General features: G+C 71.5%; 21 protein-coding genes and 4 tRNA genes. 16 read left to right on the plus strand and 9 right to left on the minus strand.

Features of this window, described 5'->3' with window-relative positions; translation table 11 throughout:
* Positions 1 to 57: 57 nt before the first annotated feature.
* A complete protein-coding gene (locus ACRWNP_RS11030) occupies positions 58 to 546 on the minus strand; it encodes a YajQ family cyclic di-GMP-binding protein (protein ID WP_431960909.1) in 489 nt (162 codons plus the stop codon).
* A 188-nt stretch (positions 547 to 734) separates the two neighbouring features.
* Here ACRWNP_RS11030 and ACRWNP_RS11035 point away from each other — a divergent pair.
* A tRNA-Tyr gene (locus ACRWNP_RS11035) sits at positions 735 to 816 on the plus strand.
* A 665-nt stretch (positions 817 to 1,481) separates the two neighbouring features.
* On the opposite strand, the gene ACRWNP_RS11040 is transcribed toward ACRWNP_RS11035, so the two are convergent.
* Together ACRWNP_RS11040 and ACRWNP_RS11045 are read right to left on the minus strand one after the other, a co-directional pair.
* Positions 1,482 to 1,760 carry a hypothetical protein gene (locus ACRWNP_RS11040; protein ID WP_431960910.1) on the minus strand — a complete coding sequence of 93 codons (279 nt, stop codon included), beginning with the start codon at positions 1,758 to 1,760 and terminating at the stop codon, positions 1,482 to 1,484.
* A 212-nt stretch (positions 1,761 to 1,972) separates the two neighbouring features.
* Positions 1,973 to 2,668, minus strand: coding sequence for a hypothetical protein (locus ACRWNP_RS11045; protein WP_431960911.1), 696 nt, complete (start codon positions 2,666 to 2,668; stop codon positions 1,973 to 1,975).
* Between the two features lie 280 nt (positions 2,669 to 2,948).
* Here ACRWNP_RS11045 and ACRWNP_RS11050 point away from each other — a divergent pair, with 280 nt between their 5' ends.
* The 3 genes from ACRWNP_RS11050 (at position 2,949) to ACRWNP_RS11060 (ending at position 4,298) form a co-directional block, all read left to right on the plus strand.
* Complete coding sequence (locus ACRWNP_RS11050; protein WP_431960912.1) at positions 2,949 to 3,107, plus strand: hypothetical protein; 159 nt, start codon at positions 2,949 to 2,951, stop codon at positions 3,105 to 3,107.
* Positions 3,108 to 3,346: 239 nt separating this feature from the next.
* Entirely contained in the window at positions 3,347 to 3,898 is a 552-nt protein-coding gene (locus tag ACRWNP_RS11055) for a DoxX family protein (RefSeq protein WP_431960913.1), read from the plus strand.
* A 154-nt stretch (positions 3,899 to 4,052) separates the two neighbouring features.
* Positions 4,053 to 4,298: a hypothetical protein gene (locus ACRWNP_RS11060; RefSeq protein WP_431960914.1), complete on the plus strand. Its 246-nt coding sequence runs from the start codon at positions 4,053 to 4,055 to the stop codon at positions 4,296 to 4,298.
* Here the strand turns inward: ACRWNP_RS11060 and ACRWNP_RS11065 are convergent.
* From ACRWNP_RS11065 to ACRWNP_RS11075, 3 genes are all read right to left on the minus strand, one after another.
* Positions 4,268 to 4,735, minus strand: a complete 468-nt coding sequence (locus tag ACRWNP_RS11065) for a DUF1348 family protein (RefSeq protein ID WP_431960915.1) — start codon at positions 4,733 to 4,735, stop codon at positions 4,268 to 4,270. The two genes, ACRWNP_RS11060 and ACRWNP_RS11065, sit on opposite strands and share 31 nt — an antisense overlap.
* A 471-nt stretch (positions 4,736 to 5,206) precedes the next feature.
* Positions 5,207 to 5,869: an SDR family oxidoreductase gene (locus tag ACRWNP_RS11070; RefSeq protein ID WP_431960916.1), complete on the minus strand. Its 663-nt coding sequence runs from the start codon at positions 5,867 to 5,869 to the stop codon at positions 5,207 to 5,209.
* 28 nt (positions 5,870 to 5,897) lie between these two features.
* Positions 5,898 to 7,142: an amidohydrolase family protein gene (locus ACRWNP_RS11075; protein WP_431960918.1), complete on the minus strand. Its 1,245-nt coding sequence runs from the start codon at positions 7,140 to 7,142 to the stop codon at positions 5,898 to 5,900.
* 213 nt (positions 7,143 to 7,355) lie between these two features.
* Here ACRWNP_RS11075 and ACRWNP_RS11080 point away from each other — a divergent pair.
* The 7 genes from ACRWNP_RS11080 to ACRWNP_RS11110 all read left to right on the plus strand — a co-directional run bounded on the left by ACRWNP_RS11080 (position 7,356) and on the right by ACRWNP_RS11110 (position 10,953).
* A tRNA-Thr gene (locus ACRWNP_RS11080) sits at positions 7,356 to 7,428 on the plus strand.
* A 46-nt stretch (positions 7,429 to 7,474) separates the two neighbouring features.
* A tRNA-Met gene (locus tag ACRWNP_RS11085) sits at positions 7,475 to 7,547 on the plus strand.
* Positions 7,548 to 7,635: 88 nt separating this feature from the next.
* Entirely contained in the window at positions 7,636 to 7,800 is a 165-nt protein-coding gene (gene rpmG, locus ACRWNP_RS11090; protein WP_004571794.1) for a 50S ribosomal protein L33, read from the plus strand.
* A 99-nt stretch (positions 7,801 to 7,899) separates the two neighbouring features.
* Positions 7,900 to 8,352: an FAS1-like dehydratase domain-containing protein gene (locus ACRWNP_RS11095; RefSeq protein WP_431960919.1), complete on the plus strand. Its 453-nt coding sequence runs from the start codon at positions 7,900 to 7,902 to the stop codon at positions 8,350 to 8,352.
* A gap of 3 nt (positions 8,353 to 8,355) precedes the next feature.
* Positions 8,356 to 8,790, plus strand: coding sequence for a MaoC family dehydratase (locus ACRWNP_RS11100; RefSeq protein ID WP_431960921.1), 435 nt, complete (start codon positions 8,356 to 8,358; stop codon positions 8,788 to 8,790).
* Between the two features lie 78 nt (positions 8,791 to 8,868).
* On the plus strand, positions 8,869 to 9,432 hold the full coding sequence (locus tag ACRWNP_RS11105) for a TetR/AcrR family transcriptional regulator (RefSeq protein WP_431960922.1): 564 nt from the start codon (positions 8,869 to 8,871) through the stop codon (positions 9,430 to 9,432).
* Between the two features lie 78 nt (positions 9,433 to 9,510).
* On the plus strand, positions 9,511 to 10,953 hold the full coding sequence (locus ACRWNP_RS11110) for an MFS transporter (RefSeq protein ID WP_431960923.1): 1,443 nt from the start codon (positions 9,511 to 9,513) through the stop codon (positions 10,951 to 10,953).
* A gap of 116 nt (positions 10,954 to 11,069) precedes the next feature.
* Here the strand turns inward: ACRWNP_RS11110 and ACRWNP_RS11115 are convergent, their stop codons facing one another.
* Positions 11,070 to 11,552 (minus strand): winged helix-turn-helix transcriptional regulator, encoded by a 483-nt coding sequence (locus ACRWNP_RS11115; protein WP_431960924.1) that lies wholly within the window; start codon positions 11,550 to 11,552, stop codon positions 11,070 to 11,072.
* Positions 11,553 to 11,670: 118 nt separating this feature from the next.
* Between ACRWNP_RS11115 and ACRWNP_RS11120 the strand changes: the two genes are divergently transcribed.
* Entirely contained in the window at positions 11,671 to 12,840 is a 1,170-nt protein-coding gene (locus tag ACRWNP_RS11120) for a thiolase family protein (protein ID WP_431960925.1), read from the plus strand.
* Between the two features lie 57 nt (positions 12,841 to 12,897).
* Complete coding sequence (locus tag ACRWNP_RS11125) at positions 12,898 to 13,953, plus strand: UDP-N-acetylmuramate dehydrogenase (RefSeq protein WP_431960926.1); 1,056 nt, start codon at positions 12,898 to 12,900, stop codon at positions 13,951 to 13,953.
* 150 nt (positions 13,954 to 14,103) lie between these two features.
* Here the strand turns inward: ACRWNP_RS11125 and ACRWNP_RS11130 are convergent, their stop codons facing one another.
* Together ACRWNP_RS11130 and ACRWNP_RS11135 are read right to left on the minus strand one after the other, a co-directional pair.
* Positions 14,104 to 15,117, minus strand: coding sequence for an adenosine deaminase (locus ACRWNP_RS11130; RefSeq protein WP_431960927.1), 1,014 nt, complete (start codon positions 15,115 to 15,117; stop codon positions 14,104 to 14,106).
* Between the two features lie 129 nt (positions 15,118 to 15,246).
* Positions 15,247 to 16,464, minus strand: coding sequence for a pyridoxal phosphate-dependent aminotransferase (locus ACRWNP_RS11135; protein WP_431960929.1), 1,218 nt, complete (start codon positions 16,462 to 16,464; stop codon positions 15,247 to 15,249).
* A gap of 214 nt (positions 16,465 to 16,678) precedes the next feature.
* Between ACRWNP_RS11135 and ACRWNP_RS11140 the strand changes: the two genes are divergently transcribed.
* From ACRWNP_RS11140 to nusG, 3 genes are all read left to right on the plus strand, one after another.
* Positions 16,679 to 16,751 (plus strand) — tRNA-Trp (locus tag ACRWNP_RS11140).
* A 62-nt stretch (positions 16,752 to 16,813) separates the two neighbouring features.
* Positions 16,814 to 17,113, plus strand: coding sequence for a preprotein translocase subunit SecE (gene secE, locus ACRWNP_RS11145; RefSeq protein ID WP_431960930.1), 300 nt, complete (start codon positions 16,814 to 16,816; stop codon positions 17,111 to 17,113).
* Positions 17,114 to 17,182: 69 nt separating this feature from the next.
* Positions 17,183 to 18,025, plus strand: coding sequence for a transcription termination/antitermination protein NusG (gene nusG / locus ACRWNP_RS11150; RefSeq protein ID WP_431960931.1), 843 nt, complete (start codon positions 17,183 to 17,185; stop codon positions 18,023 to 18,025).
* The last annotated feature ends 380 nt before the right edge of the window (positions 18,026 to 18,405 follow it).

An 18,405-nucleotide genomic window follows, 5' to 3' on the forward strand; every position in this document is an offset into this window, starting at 1 on the left:
GCGCGTGGCAAAGGCCCCGGCCGCCTCTCCCGGCCGGGACCTCGGGCTGGACCTCGCTCAGCGGTAGTTCACGAACTGCAGCGCGAAGTCGAGGTCCTTGCCCTTCAGCAGTGCGATGACGGCCTGCAGGTCGTCCCGGCTCTTGGAGCTGACGCGCAGCTCGTCGCCCTGGACCTGCGCCTTGATGCCCTTGGGCCCCTCATCACGGATGATCTTGGCGACCTTCTTGGCGTTGTCCTGCGAGATGCCTTCCTCGATGGTCGCGAAGATCTTGTACTCCTTGCCGGACAGCTGGGGCTCGCCCGCGTCCAGCGACTTCAGGGAGATCCCCCGCTTGACCAGCTTGGTCTCGAAGACGTCCAGGATGGCCTTGACCCGCTCCTCGGAGTTGGCCTGCATCAGGATCTTGTCCCCGGACCACGAGATCGACGCGCCGACGTTCTTGAAGTCGTAGCGCTGCGAGATCTCCTTGGCGGCCTGGTTGAGGGCGTTGTCGACCTCCTGCCGCTCGACCTTCGAGACGATGTCGAAACTGGAGTCGGCCATCTTCTGTTGGCTCCTTGGCTCTGATCCGTCAGGTCCGCGACCCACCTCCGGGTCGCCCCCGCAAGCCTAGCCACCGGACCCGCCCGGAGCGCTGATCAATAGGGTGGCGAAGCACCCCCGCGCATCGGGTATTGTTTACGACGTCGCCACGGGGACCGCACACAAACGGCCCGCGGAGACACTTCCCAGGCGGTGTGCCCGAGTGGCCAATGGGAGCGGACTGTAAATCCGTCGGCTTAGCCTACCCAGGTTCGAATCCTGGCGCCGCCACAGTGGAAACACAGCCCCTGAGCTGCGGAAACGCAGACCAGGGGCTGTTTTGTTGTGCCCGAAAGAGCCATTTCGGTGTGCCGGGTTGTCTCATCCGGACACGCTGTCTACCAGCCTTTCTGGACCACGTGTGGGCCGGCATCCGGGATGAGAACCAGCGCAGGCGCCTCTCGGCGGGATCTGCTGCGAAGGCCGGGAGATCCCGCCGGAGAGTGCGCGTCGTGACGTTCCCTGCCGGCCGGCGCTCGGTGGGCCCGAGGGGCACCGGGGGCGAATCATCAGCAGTCCTGCGGTTGGACATCCGATCCAGACAGCTTGGCAGCCCGTCCCCGTTGTAGACGCCATCGCGCATCCCTGGATCGGCGGCATGCGATCGGCAAGGTCGTCGGTGACGGTGGTGTCCAGGACGGCCCGCAGTTCCCCAGGAACGGGGCCGTTGGTCAGGCACGGCCATTGGCGCCGGGCACGGGCGTCGATGAGGACGCAACCGGGGTGGTGGCCGACTTCTCCGTGCCGCCGTTGCCGCTGCACCCGGTGATCAGGGGCACCGCGAGAAGCGCGGCGGCCGTGATCGCGGTGACGCATCCGTGGCCGCGTATGGGGGAGGGGACTGTCGACGTGGTGGTGGCCGGCTGCGGGCGGGGAGCTCCGGGATCTGTGCGTGATCAGGACGCGTGGGGGACGCGCTCGGTGACCTTGCGGGCCTTGCGGGCCTTGCCACGGCGCAGGAGCAGGAAGGCGACCTTGAACACGACGACGGCCAGGACGGCGCCGAGTGCCCAGTGCTTCCAGGGGCCGGACGTCAGAAGGAGCCCGCCAAGGCCCAGGTGGGCGGCGACGGCCAGTACGACGACGGCGGGGATGCCGAGCTTCGCGCCGTGTCGGCGGCGGGGTGCGGCCTGGTGGACGTCGATGGTTCCGTGGGTGCCGGAGCGGCTGTCCACCGTGCCTGCGTGTGTGCGCGGTCGGTTCAGGTACCGGGCCGGGTGGCCGGTACGGACGTGATCTTCCGGTCGCCGCGATCGCTCGACGCCCATGAGGGGAACCCCCGCCTTCCGCGGTTGGTGTGCTCTTCGTCCATGAGGACAGGTCGGCGACGCGAGATGTGACACTCGGCCATGGGGCGGGTTCCCGGAAGGAATCCCCTCCTGCGGGGTCAGCGCCACTCGGTGTCCTGGGTGAGGCGCTGGTGGTGGGAGTCGTATTGGTCGACGGTGGTGATGGTCTTGCCGTTGGGTATGGCGACGGCCCAGGCGCGGTAGTGGGTGCCGGGGACGGTGATGGTGGTGGCCTTGAGGTGGGTGCCGTCGGTGAGGTTGACGATGCCGTAGGCGATGTCGGCCTCGGGGTTGGAGACCATGAGGCGGGAGCCGGTGGTTCCCTTGCCGTGCAGGCCCCACAGGCCCATGTCGCCGGAGCCTGCGGGGTCCTGGGTGCCGTTGACGGGCTGGCAGTCGGACCAGGGGCCGCCTTGGTGGTCGATGCGGACGCCGCCGATGTACATGCGCTGGCACAGCAGTGCGGTGCCGCGGGCGGGGGTGCCGACGGGGCTGGTGGGGAGTTCGTAGCCCTGCGGCAGGGTCCGGTGGAACTCCAACGCCACCGACCAGCGGAGACCGTCCACCCGGCCCTTGCCGATCAGCTGCGTGACGACCTGGGGCGTCTGCTTCTTCGGCGCGGCGACCGCCTTGGCGGCCACGGCGGCGGGTGCGCCGGCCCGGTCCGCGGCCGGGGCGGACGGAGCCGACGGGCCAGAGGGTGACGCCATGGCGGAGGCGCCGAACGTCACGGCGCCGATGGCGACCGCTGCGGCGGCGGCCACGCCCGCCTTCCTGGCAATACTGAGAGCCACGGAGCATTTCTCCTTTGAAGCTGCCACCCGGCACCGCGCCGGGCGGTCCTTGACGGCCGGCGCGGTGGGCCCGCGCGCCGGCCCGCGGTGGCCACCGGATGCGGTGGCCGCCGCTTGGATGTCTGTTCGTAGGTACTCCCGAATGCGCGCGGGGGGTTGCACGGTCGCGCGACTTCTTTCGGGGGAAGCGGTCGGTTGCCGCGGCATAGGGTGCGGTCCGGCGGGCCCCGCGGATCCCGCGGGCGAGCACCGTCTGGCCACGATCCGCCCGGGTACCGCCGTGCGGTACCCGGGTGAGGAGCGGGGCGCGGGCCGGCGCCACCCCTCGGCGGAGGCCGCCGACCGGTCCGGCCGGGTTCTGGCCTCCGCCCTCGCGGTCCCCTTCCACTTCGCGAGTCCGGACACCCCGGACGACCAGGCCCCGCGCCTGCGGCTCTGAGCGACGCGAGGCCGGAACCTGACCACCGGGGGGCAGCGGTCGGCATTTCCGTCATTTACGGATGAGGTGTACGAAAGAGGGGAAAGTGGTTGAACGCGGCACGCGGCTGTCGCGTACCTCCTCGAGTGGGAGGAGGGATGCCTGTGTGATCCGCGGTCACTGCACCAACACGCTCCACCGGTCCCCTGGGGTCGGCCGGCGCCGTACGTCGGGGGCACGGGGGCAGAAGAGGGTTCCCCATGAACTACATAGCTGAGCGATTGCGCCCTCCGCCGCAGACCGAGGAAGCCGTATCGGCGCGGCCGCCGGTGACCGCCGGTGATTGCGGTCTGCTGCTGATCCGGCTCACCATCGGTGTCCTGATGGCGGGGCACGGGCTCCAGAAGCTCTTCGGGTGGTTCGGCGGCCAGGGGCTCACCGGCACCGGCAAGGGCTTCGAGGCGCTGGGCTACTCGCCGGGGAAGGTGTACGCCGCCATCGGCGGGGCCTCGGAGTTCCTGGGCGGCGTGGGCCTGGCGCTGGGGCTGTTCACCCCGCTCGCCGCGGCGGCGCTGATCGGCGTGATGATCAATGCCATGGTCACGGTGACCGGTGCCCGCGGGCTGTGGGACGAGCAGGGCGGCATCGAGTACAACCTGGTGATCACCGTCGCCGCCCTCGGTGTCGCCGCCATCGGCCCCGGGCGCCTCGCGCTGGACCGGTACTTCCGCTGGGGCAGGGGCGGCTGGGCCGATGCCGCAGTCGCGCTGGGCCTGGGCGGCCTGGGGGCCATCATCGTCCTGAACCTCTAGCTGGGCCGGCCCTCATGCCGGCGGCACACTGCCACGACCCCGGGGGGCCCGGGGTCGTAGAACGTCCTACGCCCCTGGCGCTGCCGCAAGCTCACCCCTACGAGTGACGCGTGAGGCGTGCGCAGAAAATCGAACACGTGATTGAATTCCGTGCATGGCCAACACCGTGTTCCCGCCCGATCTGGTGCAGGCGCAGCGCGAATGGCACCGCACCTATGCGCAACTCGCCGCGGAGCCCGCCCACGCGGCGATCCTGCGACGACGCCTGCTGTGGCTCTCCTGCCGGCTGTTCTGGCACCCGTACTGGCACACCGGCCCGGGCCGCTCGCCCGCGGCGCGGGTGGAGCTGCGCCGGCAGGCGCGGGCCGTTCAGAACCCGAGGTCGGACAGACCCGGGTGATCGTCGGGCCGCCGTCCCAGCGGCCAGTGGTACTTGCGCTCCGATTCGGCGATCGGGACGTCGTTGATGCTGGCCAGCCGTACGCGCATCAGGCCCTCGTCGTCGAACTCCCAGTTCTCGTTGCCATAGGAGCGGTACCAGTTGCCGGAGTCGTCGTGGCACTCGTAGGCGAAGCGCACCGCGATGCGGTTGCCGTCGAAGGCCCAGAGCTCCTTGATGAGCCGGTACTCCAGTTCCCTCGTCCACTTCCGGGTGAGCAGCGCGACGATCTCCTCCCGCCCGTTGACGAACTCGCCGCGGTTGCGCCACCGGCTGTCCGGCGTGTAGGCGAGGGACACCTTCTCGGGGTCGCGGCTGTTCCAGGCGTCCTCCGCGAGGCGGACCTTCTCGATCGCTGTCTCCCGGGTGAACGGGGGTGCCGGGGGCTTCATCGGCATGGTCTCTCCGTGACGTCAGGGGGATGGCGCTGGCCCGTCCCGATACGGTCAAGTGCAGCCCAGAGCCGGACTGATCGCATCTCGGCCGTTCCCCCACTACCCGTCCGCCCGTGCCCGCATCCCGCACCCGCGGAATTCGGGGGCCAGTGTTCTGTGGTGGGTGGTGGGTGGTGGGAGACCGAGAACGGTGATGAGCACCGCCCGGCAGAACACCACCAGGCCGATTCCCGCGAGCCGGACGCGCCGCGTGCGGGCCCGGCTGGGAACCGGACTGCTGTGACATCACGGCCACCCGGGAGATCGGCTTCGACGACGCCCACCAGTACGCGGCTTCACCAGGCCCCTCGACCAACGGTGCAGCGAGATCCGGCAGATGCACGCGGAAGCTGGCGCCAAGGCCTGCCAGGCCTGGAGGGACAAGCCCGGCCGCCACCGCTGCTGACGGCGTTCGCCCTTGCCCGGGAGCGCGGTTCAGTTGCCGGCGACGTCCTTCACCGCGACCGACACCGGGGTGTGACCCTCGATCAGTTCCAGGGTGAGCCCCGCCGTCGAGGGCGTGTCCAGCAGCTCCGCCAGGACCGCCGCGACGTCGTCGCGCGTCACCGAACCGCGTCCTGTCGAGGCGGCGAGCCGGACCCGCCCCGTGCCCGGGTCGTCGGTGAGCCGGCCGGGGCGCACGATCGTCCACTCCAGGTCGGCACGGCGGCGCACTTCGGTGTCGGCGGCGCCCTTGGCGCGCAGATAGGCGGCGAAGACCTCGTCGGTGCCGGGCCGCGGTTCGGCGTCGGCCCCCATGGCGGAGACCATCAGGTAACGGCGTACGCCCGCGCGCTCGGCCGCGTCGGCCAGCAGCACGGCGGCATCCCGGTCGACGGTCTCCTTGCGGGCGACGCCGCTGCCCGGCCCCGCGCCCGCCGCGAAGACGACCGCGTCGGCGCCAGCCAGCACTTGGGCCACCTCGTCCAGCGACGCCGACTCCAGGTCCAGAACGATCGGTTCGGCGCCGGCCTCACGCAGGTCGTCGGCCTGTTCCGGCCTGCGGATGATGCCTGCCACCTCGTCCTCGCGCGCGGCGAGCAGCCGCTCCAGCCGCAGCGCGATCTGTCCATGTCCACCAGCGATCACAGTGCGCATGCCACCGACGCTACGCCCGGCGTGCCGCTCATGCCGGGTCACGGCGACTCCTCGACTGACGCGGCAGGTCGAGGGCCAGGGTGTCGGTGTACTCGCGGACCGCGCTGGTCCGGGAGACGACCCGGCCGCGGTGGATGACGATCCGGCTGTACGCCAGCGACAGCGCGCTCTCCAGCCGGTCGGCCCGCACCGCGAGCAGTTCGGCGGGGAAGCCCGCCTCCACCCGTACCTCGGGCAGCCCCATGACGGCCCTTGCGTCCCGGCTCACCGCCTCGTAGGCATCCCCGGGGGCGCACTCGCCGTGCGAGGCGAGCAGGAAGGCCGCCTCCAGGGGGTCGCCGCGGCCGACGGGGTTGGTCAGGTCGCGCAGCGCGCCGCTGCCCGCGGAGATCCGGACACCGGCCGCCCGCAGGGTCCGCACCGGGGCGGTGCCGCCCCGGCGCACCGACTCCAGGGCGCCGCAGCCGCCCTGCGGGAGGGCGGTCAGCGAGACCCCGGCGGCGGCGAGCTGCCCGGCGAGGCGGACGGTGGTGTCGTCCGGGAGCCGGGCCAGGCCGCCGCAGGGGCCGAGGGTGACGCCGGGCCGCAGTCCCCCCGCCATCGCGGCGAGCCGGGAGAGCCGGGCCGGGTCGGCGGCGTCGGTGTGCAGGTCGACCGGGAGGCCGAACTCGGCGGCCACGGCGAGCACGGCCTCCGCGTATCCGCCCGGGTCCGGGTCGAGGTCGGGGCAGCCGCCCACCACGTCGGCGCCCATCTTGAGGGCGTCGCGGAGCACGGCGAGGCCGTCCGTGCCCGCGGGGCCGGTGAGCACCCGGGGGACGGCCACGGTCTGCACGTCGACCAGACCGCGCAGGGCGCGCCGGGCCTGCAGCGCCGCCTCCAGGGCGCGCAGGCCCTGTACGTCGCCGATGCGGATGTGGGTGCGGACCGCGGTCGCGCCGTGGCCGAGCTGGTGGAGTGCGCCCTCGGTGACCCGGCGCTGCACGTCCTCGTCGTCGTACGAGGGCGGGCCGCCGGAGCCGGCGGTCAGGGCGGTGTCGAGGTGGGCGTGCGGTTCCGCGGGGGCGGGCAGCAGGAGGTACCCGCCGAGGTCGACACGGGTGCCCTCGTGGAGGCTGCCGGCGGTGCCGACGGCCTCGATGCGGGCCCCGGCCAGGCGCACGTCGACGGTGCGGCCGTCGGCGAGACGGGCACCGCAGAGCAGGAGGGCGGGGGCTGGGGTGGCTTCGCCGAGCGGTGGGTCGGTGGGCTGCTGCGGCTGGCTGTCGGTCATCGCGCTCCTCGGGGCCGGAGGCAAGATCACGCGGTTCCGAGCCTAGGGCGCGGTGCCCGGTCCGTCCGGGAAGAGCGATTAGTCGTACTGGTGACGTCAAGTGACGTATGGGACCGAGCGGCTGGGGCGGCGGGGGTGGGTGGTGGTCCGGCGACTGCCCGCAAGATACGGATTTCACCTTCGGCGGCGGAGCGTGTAATGTCTTCCTCGCTCGCCCCAATAGCTCAGTCGGCAGAGCGTCTCCATGGTAAGGAGAAGGTCTACGGTTCGATTCCGTATTGGGGCTCTGGTGATCGGATGACCCGCCACCTGGCGGGTGATCTGTTCATCGAAGCGGCGTAGCTCAGTCGGTAGAGCAAGCGGCTCATAATCGCTGTGTCACCGGTTCAAGTCCGGTCGCCGCTACCCCGCGTAGCCGATTGTGGGATCGGTCCCTCAATCGGCTACTCTTTCCGTGTTCAAACCTTATTGCCGTTCGTCAAGGAGCACTCACGTGGCCGCCACCGACGTCCGCCCGAAGATCACGCTGGCCTGCGTGGAGTGCAAGGAGCGGAACTACATCACCAAGAAGAACCGGCGCAACGACCCGGACCGTCTTGAGATGAAGAAGCACTGCCCGCGCTGCAACGCGCACACCGCGCACCGCGAGACGCGCTGACACAGGCCCCAGACCGAAGAGGCCGCCCCTGACACCGGGGGCGGCCTCTTGGCGTTGGCGGACCCGCCGACGCGCAAACCACAGCTCCAGGAGGTGCCGATGGCGCTGGACCAGTCCTTCGTGGGGCGGACATATCCGCCCACCGCTCCCTACGAGGTGAGCCGGGAGAAGATCCGCGAGTTCGCCGAGGCGGTCGGTGACCCGAACCCGGTCTACACCGACCCCGACGCGGCCAAGGCCCTGGGCCACCCGGACGTGATCGCGCCGCCGACCTTCCCGTTCCTGATCACGTACAAGGCCTCGGGGCAGGTCGTCCTCGACCCGGAGCTGGGACTGGACTACGGCCGGGTGGTGCACGGCGACCAGAAGTTCGGCTACACCCGCCCCGTGCGGGCCGGTGACCGCCTGTCGGTGACGGTCACCATCGAGGCCATCAAGTCGCTCGCGGGCAACGACGTCATCGACGTCCGCGGCGAGGTCCACGACGAGAGCGGCGAGCACGTGGTGACGGCGCTGATGAAACTGGTGGCGCGCGCGCCGGAGGGTGAGTGACCGATGACGGCGAAGATCTCCTACGACGAGGTCGAGGTCGGCACCGAACTGCCGGCGCGGTCCTTCCCCGTGAACCGCGCCACACTCGTGCAGTACGCGGGCGCCTCCGGTGACTTCAACCCGATCCACTGGAACGAGAAGTTCGCCAGGCAGGTCGGTCTGCCGGACGTCATCGCGCACGGCATGTTCACCATGGCCTCGGCGATCCGCGTGGTGACGGACTGGGCGGGCGACCCGGGCGCGGTCGTGGAGTACGGGGTCCGCTTCACCAAGCCGGTCGTGGTGCCGAACGACGAGGCGGGCGCGCTGATCGAGGTCAGCGCCAAGGTCGCGGCCAAGCTGGACGACGACGAGCGCACCGTCCGGGTGGATGTGACGGCCGTCAGCGCCGGGCAGAAGGTGCTGGGCATGTCGCGCGCGGTGGTCCGGCTGGCGTAGCGGTGGGGAGAGGGCGGCGGGGACGTCCCGTCGCCTTCCTCTTGCCCACGCTTGTTATTGACTGATAACTTACTCGCCATGGCAGGCGACGGCATGCGGATGAGCGCGGAGGAGCGCCGCGAGGCGGCGATCCGCGCGGCGATGACGGAGTTCGGCACGGGTGGCTACAACGGCACCTCCACCGGGGTCATCGCCAAGCGCATGGGCGTGTCGCAGCCGTATCTCTTCCGGCTCTTCCCGAACAAGAAGGCGCTGTTCCTGGCCGCCGCGGCGCGGTGCGTCGAGACGATCGAGGCGCATTTCGAGAGGGCGGCCGAGGGGCTGGAGGGGGAGGAGGCGTTCGAGGCGATGTGCGGCTCCTACCAGGAGCTCATCGGGGGCGGCGACGTCCTGCGGATGCAGCTGCAGATGTACGTGGCCGCCGTCGACGACGAGGAGATCCGGGAGGCCTGCCGGCGCGGCTGGCTGGGCCTGTGGGACTACGTCAGGGCGCGCACAGGGGTGGGCGACCGCGACACGGCGGAGTTCTTCGGCACGGGGATGCTCGTGAACGTGCTGGTGGCGCTCGGTGTCCCACAACACGAGCGCGGCTGGGCGGGGATCGAGGACCTTTACGCCGACCGCTTCCCCGGGAAGGGCTGACGGGTCGCGTCGGCGTTCCCCGGGTCCAGGCGTGTCCATGAAAGTTATTGATCAATTACTAATCGGCTGGGGGAGTTCATGGCACAGCAACCGGCGGAGGCCAGGCGCGGCAGCGTCGTCTGGGCCCTCGTCATCACCAGCGTCGCCGGGTTCATGGCGGCGCTCGACAATCTGGTCGTCACCACGGCGCTGCCCTCCATCCGCGCGGACCTGGGCGGCGCCCTGGAGGATCTGGAGTGGACGGTGAGCGCCTACACGCTCACCTTCGCCGTCCTGCTGATGTTCGGCGCCGCCCTGGGCGACCGCTTCGGCCGCCGGCGCATGTTCCTCGTGGGGCTCGTCGTCTTCTCCGCGGCCTCCGCCGCCGCGGCGCTCGCCCCCGGCATGGGCGAGCTCATCGCCGCCCGCGCCGTCCAGGGCGTCGGTGCCGCGATCCTCATGCCGCTCACCCTCACCCTGCTCTCCGCGACCGTCCCGCCCGAGCGGCGCGGCATGGTGTTCGGCATCTGGGGCGCCGTCAACGGCCTGGCGGTCGCGGCCGGGCCGCTCATCGGCGGCTCGCTCACCGAGCACATCTCCTGGCAGTGGATCTTCTGGCTCAATGTTCCGATCGGTGTGCTCCTCCTGCCGCTCGCCCGGCTGCGGTTGGCCGAGAGCCACGGCCCCGACCCCCGGCTCGACGTGACCGGCACGGTGCTCGCCAGCGCGGGTCTGTTCGGCATCGTCTACGCCCTCGTCCGCGGCAACGCCGACGGCTGGACCAGTGGCCCGGTCCTCGGCGGCCTCATCGGCGGCGGTGTGCTGCTGGCCGCCTTCGTCCGGCACGGCATCCGCGCCGGCAACCCGATCCTGCCCATGCGGCTCTTCCGCAGCCGGGCCTTCGCCGCCGTCAACGCGGCCAGCCTGCTGATGTTCCTCGGCATGTTCGGCTCGATCTTCCTGCTCAGCCAGTTCCTCCAGGGCGTCGCCGGCTACTCCCCGACGGAGGCGGGGCTGCGCATGCTGCCCTGGACCGGCATGCCGATGATCGTCGCGCCCATCGCGGGCTTCCTGTCCGACCGCGTCGGCGGCCGGCCGGTCGTCGCCGCCGGACTCGCGCTGCAGGCGGTGGGCCTCGGCTGGTTCGCCCTGATCCTCGAGCCGGGCGTGTCGTACGCGGCGCAGGTGCCGGCGCTGGTCGTGAGTGGTGTCGGTATGGCGATGTACTTCGCCCCGAGCGCCAACATCGTCATGGGCAGCGTGCGGCCGGAGGAGCAGGGCATCGCCTCGGGCGCCAACAACGCCCTTCGCGAGGTCGGCGGGGCCCTCGGCGTGGCGACCCTCGCGGCGGTCTTCTCCGCCCAGGGCGGCTACGAGTCCGCGACGAGGTTCGTCGACGGCCTGACCCCGGCCCTGTGGGTGGGCGCGGCCGCCGTCGCGGCCGGCGCGCTGGCGGCACTGCTCGTCCCGGGCCGCCGTGCCGCGAAGGCCCCCGAGACGCTCCCCGTCCCGCCCAAGCCCCTGGTCGACACGGCATCCTGACGCCTCATCCGGCGCGCGTCACCACCGAACCGGTGGTGACGCGCGCCGGGCCGGGGCACCCACCCGGCGGGCAGCCGTCGCCCCGGCCACCCGGTACAGGGTCCCGAGGGGCGCGGTCAGCCGGACCCCGTACGCCCCGCGGGCGTCCACCCCTCACTCCGGATGTCGAGCGTCAGGTCGCGGTCGTGGACCTCCTCGCCGCACGTACGGCAGTACTCGACCGCGTCCACCGGATGGTCGTCCCGGTGCCGCAGGACGACCGGCGGTTCTTCCACCGCCCACTTGTCGCCCCACGCCACCAGCGCCCTGATGACCGGCGCGAGATCACGCCCCGCCTCCGTCAGGTGGTACTCGTACCGCGGCGGCCGGTCGCTGTAGGCGCGCCGCTCGACGATGCCGGCCTCCTCCAGGGCGCGCAGCCGCGCGGTGAGGCGGTCGCGCGGGGCGCCCGTGTTGCGGGCGATGGCGTCGAAGCGCCGGTTGCCGTAGAGGATCTCGCGGACCGCGAGCAGCGCCCACTTCTCGCCGACGACGTACAGCGACGCGGCCGCCGAGCAGGGGCGCCCCGGCAGCGGGGGCGCGGGTGTGGTCTGGCTCACCGCCCCAGTCTCACACGGCGGGTTGTGATTCCAAACCCACGCGTCCTACGCTCGGCGTCGGCATAGAGTTGGAAAATCAAACTAACTCCGCACCGCATTCGCAGGAGGCGAGAACGTCATGCGCGACGCCGTCATCGTCGAAGCCGTCCGCACCCCCATCGGCAAGGGCAAGCCGGGCGGGGCGCTCGCCGGGACGCACCCGGTGGAGCTGCTCGCCCACACCCTCAAGGAGCTCGTCGGCCGCAGCGGGATCGACCCGGCGCTCGTCGACGACGTCATCGGCGGCACCGTCGACCAGGTCGGCGAGCAGGCCATGAACACCACCCGCTGGGCCTGGCTCTCGGCGGGCTTCCCGGACTCCGTCCCGGCCACCACGGTCGACCGGCAGTGCGGTTCCTCCCAGCAGGCCGTGCACTTCGCCGCGCAGGGCGTCATCGCCGGCGCCTACGACGTCGTCGTGGCCTGCGGCGTGGAGTCGATGAGCCGGGTGCCCATGTGGTCCAACGTGACGCCCGGCGCGGACCCGTTCGGCCCCGGAATCGCCGCGCGCTTCCCCGGCGGACTCGTGCCGCAGGGCATCAGCGCGGAGCTGATCGCCGCCAAGTGGTCGCTGAGCCGCGAGGCAATGGACGACTTCGCCGCGCAGTCGCACCGCAAGGCCGCCGCCGCGTGGGCGGACGGGGCCTTCGACACCGAGGTGGCGCCGCTCGCCGGGCTCGGCACGGACGAGTCCGTCCGTCCCACGACCACCTCGCAGATCCTCGCCGGGCTGCGCCCCGCCTTCGCCGACCCCGGCTACGCCGAGCGCTTCCCGCAGATCGACTGGTCGGTCACGGCCGGCAACAGCAGCCCGGTCAACGACGGCGCCTCCGCTGTGCTGATCACCAGCAGCGAGACCGCCGAGCGGCTGGGCCTGCGTCCGCTCGCCCGGCTGCACAGCTTCGCGGTCACCGGCTCCGACCCCCTGCTGATGCTGACGGGCGTCATCCCGGCCACCGAGCGCGTGCTGCGCCGCGCCGGGCTGGACCTGGCGGACATCGACCTGTTCGAGGTCAACGAGGCCTTCGCCAGCGTCGTCCTCGCCTGGCTCCAGGAGACCGGCGCCGACCCGGCCAAGGTGAACGTCAACGGCGGCGCCATCGCGCTGGGCCACCCGCTCGGCGCCAGCGGCACCCGGCTGATGACCACCCTCGTCCACGCCATGCGGGCCCGGGGCGCGCGCTACGCGCTGCAGACCATGTGCGAGGCGGGCGGACTGGCCAACGCGACGGTCCTCGAGGCGCTCTGATCCGTACGGGGCGCGCGGCATCCATGGCGGGGCCGCCCGCCCCGTACCCTGAATGCCGTGCACGTACTCAACGACGCCCCGCTCGCGCCCCTCACCACCTTCCGCCTCGGCGGCCCCGCCACCCGCCTGGTGACGGCGACCACGGACGCCGAGGTCGTCGAGGCCGTACGGGAGGCGGACGCGTCGGGGACGCCGCTACTGGTCATCGGCGGCGGCAGCAACCTGGTGATCGGCGACGAGGGCTTCGCGGGCACCGCGCTGCGCATCGCCACCGGCGGCTTCGAGCTGAACGGCACCGAGCTGGAGCTCGCGGCGGGCGAGGTCTGGACGGACGCCGTCGCCCGTACCGTGGAGGCGGGCCTGGCGGGCGTCGAGTGCCTGGCCGGCATCCCGGGCTCCGCCGGGGCCACGCCCATCCAGAACGTGGGCGCGTACGGCCAGGAGGTCGCCAGCACGATCACCGAGGTGATCGCGTACGACCGGGCCGGCGGCGAGACGGTCGTCCTGGACAACGCCGCGTGCGCCTTCTCCTACCGGCACAGCCGATTCAAGGCGGACCCCGCGCGCTACGTCGTGCTGCGGGTGCGCTTCGCCTTGGAGGATGCCGACGGGATGTCCGGCCCGCTGAAGTACGCCGAGGTGGCCCGCGCCCTCGGCGTGGGCACCGGTGACCGGGTGCCCCTGGCCACCGCCCGCGAGACGGTGCTGAAGCTGCGCTCGGGCAAGGGCATGGTGCTGGACCCGGAGGACCACGACACCTGGTCGGCGGGCTCCTTCTTCACCAACCCGGTCCTCACCGAAGCCGGTTACGCGGACTTCCTGGCCCGTGTCCACGACCGGCTCGGCCCGGACAGCGCGCCCCCCGCCTACCCCGCGGGCGACGGCCGCATCAAGACCTCCGCCGCCTGGCTGATCGACAAGGCGGGCTTCACCAGGGGCTACGGCACCGGCCCCGCGCGGATCTCCACCAAGCACACCCTCGCCCTCACCAACCGGGGCGGCGCCACCACCGCCGACCTGCTCGCGCTGGCCCGCGAGGTCGTCGAGGGCGTCCACGCGGCCTTCGGGATCACCCTCGTCAACGAGCCGGTGACGGTCGGCGTGAGCCTCTAGCGCCGTCGGCGCTGAACGGGCGCACCCGGGTCAGGTGACGACGGCGTGCACTTCTGGGCAGGCGCCGCCCCGTACCCACCCCCCACGGGCCTGACGACCAGCCGCTGGACGACTTCGCCGCCACCGTCGCCCGCACCGTACCGGCCGGGCTCAGCCGCTGAGCCAGTCGTCGATGCCCGCCAGGAGCTTGGTGCGCACGCCCTCCGGCGCCGCGGAGCCGCGCACCGACTGGCGGGCCAGTTCGGCCAGCTCCTCGTCGGTGAAGTCGTGCGCGTCCCGGGCCAGTTCGTACTGCGCGGCGAGCCGCGAGCCGAACAGCAGCGGGTCGTCGGCGCCCAGCGCCATCGGCACCCCGGCGTCGAACAGGGTGCGCAGCGGCACCTGCTCGGGCCGGTCGTAGACGCCGAGGGCGACGTTCGACGACGGGCAAACCTCGCAGGTCGTGCCGCGCTCGGCGAGGCGGGCCATCAGCCGCGGGTCCTCGGCGGCCCGCACGCCGTGCCCGACCCGGACGGCGTGCAGGTCGTCCAGGCAGTCGCGGACGCTGCCCGCGCCCGCCAGCTCGCCGCCGTGCGGCGCCGCCAGCAGCCCACCCTCCCGGGCGATGGCGAAGGCCCGGTCGAAGTCCCTGGCCAGGCCCCGGCGCTCGTCGTTGGAGAGCCCGAAGCCGACCACCCCGCGGTCGGTGTAGCGCACCGCGAGACGGGCCAGCGTACGGGCGTCCAGCGGGTGCTTGGTGCGGTTGGCGGCGACGAGGACGGCCATGCCCACGCCCGTGTCCCGGGAGGCGGTCTCCACCGCGTCCAGGATGATCTCCATCGCCGGGATCAGCCCGCCCAGGCGCGGCGCGTACGAGGTCGGGTCGACCTGTATCTCCAGCCACCCAGACCCGTCGCGGGCGTCCTCCTCGGCGGCCTCGCGCACCAGACGCCGGATGTCCTCGGGGGAGCGGAGCACGGAACGCGCGATGTCGTACAGGCGCTGGAAGCGGAACCAGCCGCGCTCGTCGGTCGCGCGCAGCCTGGGCGGCTCGCCCGAGGTCAGCGCCTCGGGGAGGTGCACTCCGTACTTGTCGGCGAGCTCCAGCAGGGTCGCGGGCCGCATCGAGCCGGTGAAGTGCAGGTGGAGGTGCGCCTTGGGGAGGAGGGATACATCGCGTGCCATCCACAGATCCTGCCGCACCGGCGGGGGGTGCCGGTACCGCTTTCGTTCCCTTTCCCCGAACGAGCGCTTGCCCGCACACACACGCGGGCTCCCTGACCTGCTGGTCAGGGAGCCCGCGGGCCGCAGGACTCAGGCCTTGGCCTCGCCCAGCAGCTTCTGCAGCCGGGAGACGCCCTCGACGAGGTCCTCGTCGCCGAGCGCGTACGAAAGGCGCAGGTAGCCGGGGGTGCCGAAGGCCTCGCCCGGGACCACGGCGACCTCGGCCTCCTCCAGGATCAGCTCCGCGAGCTCCACGGAGCTCAGCGGCCGCTTGCCCCGGATCTCCTTGCCGAGCAGCGCCTTGACCGATGGGTACGCGTAGAACGCGCCCTCCGGCTCGGGACAGACGACACCGGGGATCTCGTTGAGCATCCGCACGATGGTCTGGCGGCGGCGGTCGAAGGCCTTCCGCATCTCGGCCACGGCCACCAGGTCGCCGGAGACGGCGGCCAGGGCGGCGACCTGGGCGACGTTGCTCACGTTCGAGGTGGCGTGCGACTGCAGATTGGTGGCGGCCTTGACGACGTCCTTGGGGCCGATGATCCACCCCACGCGCCAGCCGGTCATGGCGTAGGTCTTCGCCACGCCGTTGACGACCACGCACTTGTCGCGCAGCTCGGGGAAGAGCGCCGGCAGCGAGACCGCGGCGGCGCCCCCGTAGACCAGGTGCTCGTAGATCTCGTCGGTCAGCACCCACAGGCCGTGCTCGACGGCCCAGCGGCCGATCGCCTCGGTCTCGGCCTCGGTGTATACGGCGCCGGTCGGGTTGGACGGCGACACGAAGAGCACGACCTTGGTCTTCTCCGTGCGGGCCGCCTCCAGCTGCTCGACGGAGACCCGGTAGCCGGTGGTCTCGTCGGCGACCACCTCCACCGGGACGCCGCCCGCCAGCCGGATCGACTCGGGGTAGGTCGTCCAGTACGGCGCCGGGACGATGACCTCGTCACCCGGGTCGAGGATCGCGGCGAAGGCCTCGTAGATGGCCTGCTTGCCGCCGTTGGTGACCAGGATCTGGGAGGCGTCGACCTCGTACCCGGAGTCGCGCAGTGTCTTGGCGGCGATCGCGGCCTTCAGCTCCGGCAGGCCGCCGGCCGGGGTGTAGCGGTGGTACTTCGGATTGCGGCACGCCTCCACGGCCGCCTCGACGATGTAGTCCGGCGTCGGGAAGTCGGGCTCGCCGGCTCCGAAGCCGATGACCGGTCGCCCGGCGGCCTTGAGGGCCTTGGCCTTCGCGTCCACGGCCAGCGTCGCGGACTCGGAGATCGACCCGATGCGGGCCGACACGCGTCGTTCAGTTGCAGCGGTCATGTCTGCATCGTCGCAGACCCGGCGGCAGCGGAGCACACAAGTTCACGTTCCGGTCGCAACCGCGCGCAACCGCGCCGAACCGCGCCCGGACACGGTAGGCATTCGACGCCCGGCCCGCGAACACGTACACTCATCCGTCGATGGCCCCCGCGAGCTGATCTTGGCTGCGCACATCGTGCAGCCGCCCGGATGCGGTACGTTGGGGGGCATTCAAAGGGTCGTAGCTCAATTGGTAGAGCACTGGTCTCCAAAACCAGCGGTTGGGGGTTCGAGTCCCTCCGGCCCTGCTACAAGCAGGCAGACGCTTTGAGGATTGTTCGGCAAACGACCCGGATTCAGGTGAGGACGAGTGACGGAAGCCCTGGGCTCCACCGCGACGCCTGAGAGTGGTCGTCCCGACAGTGACTCCACCGACTCCGGCTCCAAGAAGCCCCGCCGTGGCGGCAAGCGCGGCAAGAAGGGGCCCCTCGCGCGCCTCGCGCTCTTCTACCGCCAGATCGTCGCGGAACTCCGCAAGGTCGTCTGGCCCACGCGCAGCGAGCTCATCACCTACACCAGCGTGGTGATTGTCTTCGTTGTGGTCATCATCGCGCTCGTTACCGTGATTGACTGGGGATTCAACAAGGGCGTCTCGTACGTCTTCGGGTGATTCCTCCCGCGGAGGGTGCCCGTGGCGCCCGACCGCCTGTTCCACATCGTGAAGGAAGAAGCAGCGACCGTGTCTGACCCGAACCTGTACGACGCCGACGAGACCGTCGAGGGCGACGACACCGCGCTCGACATCGTCGAGGCAGCCGACGGCGACATCGACCAGGCGGAGGCTGCAGACGAGGCCGCCGGCGAGCCCGCCGAGCAGGCTGCCGTCCAGGTCGTCGACGAGGACGAGGCCACGGAAGAGGAAGAGGCCGCGGAGGAGGAAGAGGCCGCGGAGGAGCAGGCCCCGGTGGACCCGGTCGCCGCGTTCCGCGACGAGCTGCGCGCCCTCCCTGGCGAGTGGTACGTCATCCACACGTACGCCGGCTACGAGAACCGCGTGAAGTCCAACCTGGAGCAGCGCGCCGTCTCGCTCAACGTCGAGGACTACATCTACCAGGCCGAGGTGCCCCAGGAAGAGGTCGTCCAGATCAAGAACGGCGACCGCCGTACCGTCCGTCAGAACAAGCTGCCCGGCTATGTGCTGGTCCGCATGGACCTGACGAACGAGTCCTGGGGCGTCGTCCGCAACACCCCCGGCGTCACCGGCTTCGTCGGCAACGCCTACGACCCGTACCCGCTGACGCTGGACGAGGTCACCAAGATGCTGGCCCCGGAGGTCGAGGAGCAGGCCGCCGCCGCTGCCGAGGGCGGCGAGGGCGGCGCCGTGCCGAAGCGCAAGGTCGAGGTCCAGGTGCTGGACTTCGAGGTCGGCGACTCGGTCACGGTCACCGACGGCCCCTTCGCGACGCTGCAGGCCACGATCAACGAGATCAACCCGGACTCGAAGAAGGTCAAGGGCCTCGTGGAGATCTTCGGCCGCGAGACCCCGGTCGAGCTCAGCTTCGACCAGATCCAGAAGAACTAGTCAAACGATCATCCGAAAGGGCCCCTGCCCAGCGGTTTCCCGTTGGGCAGGGGCTCTTTCGCGTGCTGAGGGCCGTCACCGGGCCGTCGAACGTCTCCGGGCCTTGCGGAAGACGGCGTCGACCGCCAGGCCGAAGATCGGCCGGTTCGGGCGGACGAACCGAGCCAGCACGGCAAGGGTTGCGTGCCAGGTGGCCGTACCGTCCGCAGCCGCCGACGGTACGGCAGAGACGTTGCCGGAGATCACGCGCCGGTACGAGCCATCAGCGCCCGTGTCCTCCAGTAGCCGAGCCCACGCGCGGATGTGCGATGGCGGCAACGATGCCAGTGGCCGGTTGCCCAGGTGGGGGACGGCATGGAGCCGGAGGGGGCTCTCCACCG

It is taken from the genome of Actinacidiphila sp. bgisy160 (genome assembly GCF_965342435.1).
Taxonomy (GTDB): Bacteria; Actinomycetota; Actinomycetes; order Streptomycetales; family Streptomycetaceae; genus Actinacidiphila.

Bases quoted from the DNA above. Each gene is read 5' to 3' on its own strand.
- ACRWNP_RS11055 (WP_431960913.1), top strand. From the start codon at position 3,347: ATGAACTACATAGCTGAGCGATTGCGCCCTCCGCCGCAGACCGAGGAA.
- ACRWNP_RS11030 (WP_431960909.1), bottom strand. From the start codon at position 546: ATGGCCGACTCCAGTTTCGACATCGTCTCGAAGGTCGAGCGGCAGGAG.
- ACRWNP_RS11135 (WP_431960929.1), bottom strand. From the start codon at position 16,464: ATGACCGCTGCAACTGAACGACGCGTGTCGGCCCGCATCGGGTCGATC.
- ACRWNP_RS11130 (WP_431960927.1), bottom strand. From the start codon at position 15,117: ATGGCACGCGATGTATCCCTCCTCCCCAAGGCGCACCTCCACCTGCAC.
- ACRWNP_RS11105 (WP_431960922.1), top strand. From the start codon at position 8,869: ATGGCAGGCGACGGCATGCGGATGAGCGCGGAGGAGCGCCGCGAGGCG.
- ACRWNP_RS11120 (WP_431960925.1), top strand. From the start codon at position 11,671: ATGCGCGACGCCGTCATCGTCGAAGCCGTCCGCACCCCCATCGGCAAG.
- ACRWNP_RS11065 (WP_431960915.1), bottom strand. From the start codon at position 4,735: ATGCCGATGAAGCCCCCGGCACCCCCGTTCACCCGGGAGACAGCGATC.
- ACRWNP_RS11075 (WP_431960918.1), bottom strand. From the start codon at position 7,142: ATGACCGACAGCCAGCCGCAGCAGCCCACCGACCCACCGCTCGGCGAA.
- ACRWNP_RS11110 (WP_431960923.1), top strand. From the start codon at position 9,511: ATGGCACAGCAACCGGCGGAGGCCAGGCGCGGCAGCGTCGTCTGGGCC.
- ACRWNP_RS11100 (WP_431960921.1), top strand. From the start codon at position 8,356: ATGACGGCGAAGATCTCCTACGACGAGGTCGAGGTCGGCACCGAACTG.
- ACRWNP_RS11095 (WP_431960919.1), top strand. From the start codon at position 7,900: ATGGCGCTGGACCAGTCCTTCGTGGGGCGGACATATCCGCCCACCGCT.
- ACRWNP_RS11070 (WP_431960916.1), bottom strand. From the start codon at position 5,869: ATGCGCACTGTGATCGCTGGTGGACATGGACAGATCGCGCTGCGGCTG.
- ACRWNP_RS11060 (WP_431960914.1), top strand. From the start codon at position 4,053: ATGGCCAACACCGTGTTCCCGCCCGATCTGGTGCAGGCGCAGCGCGAA.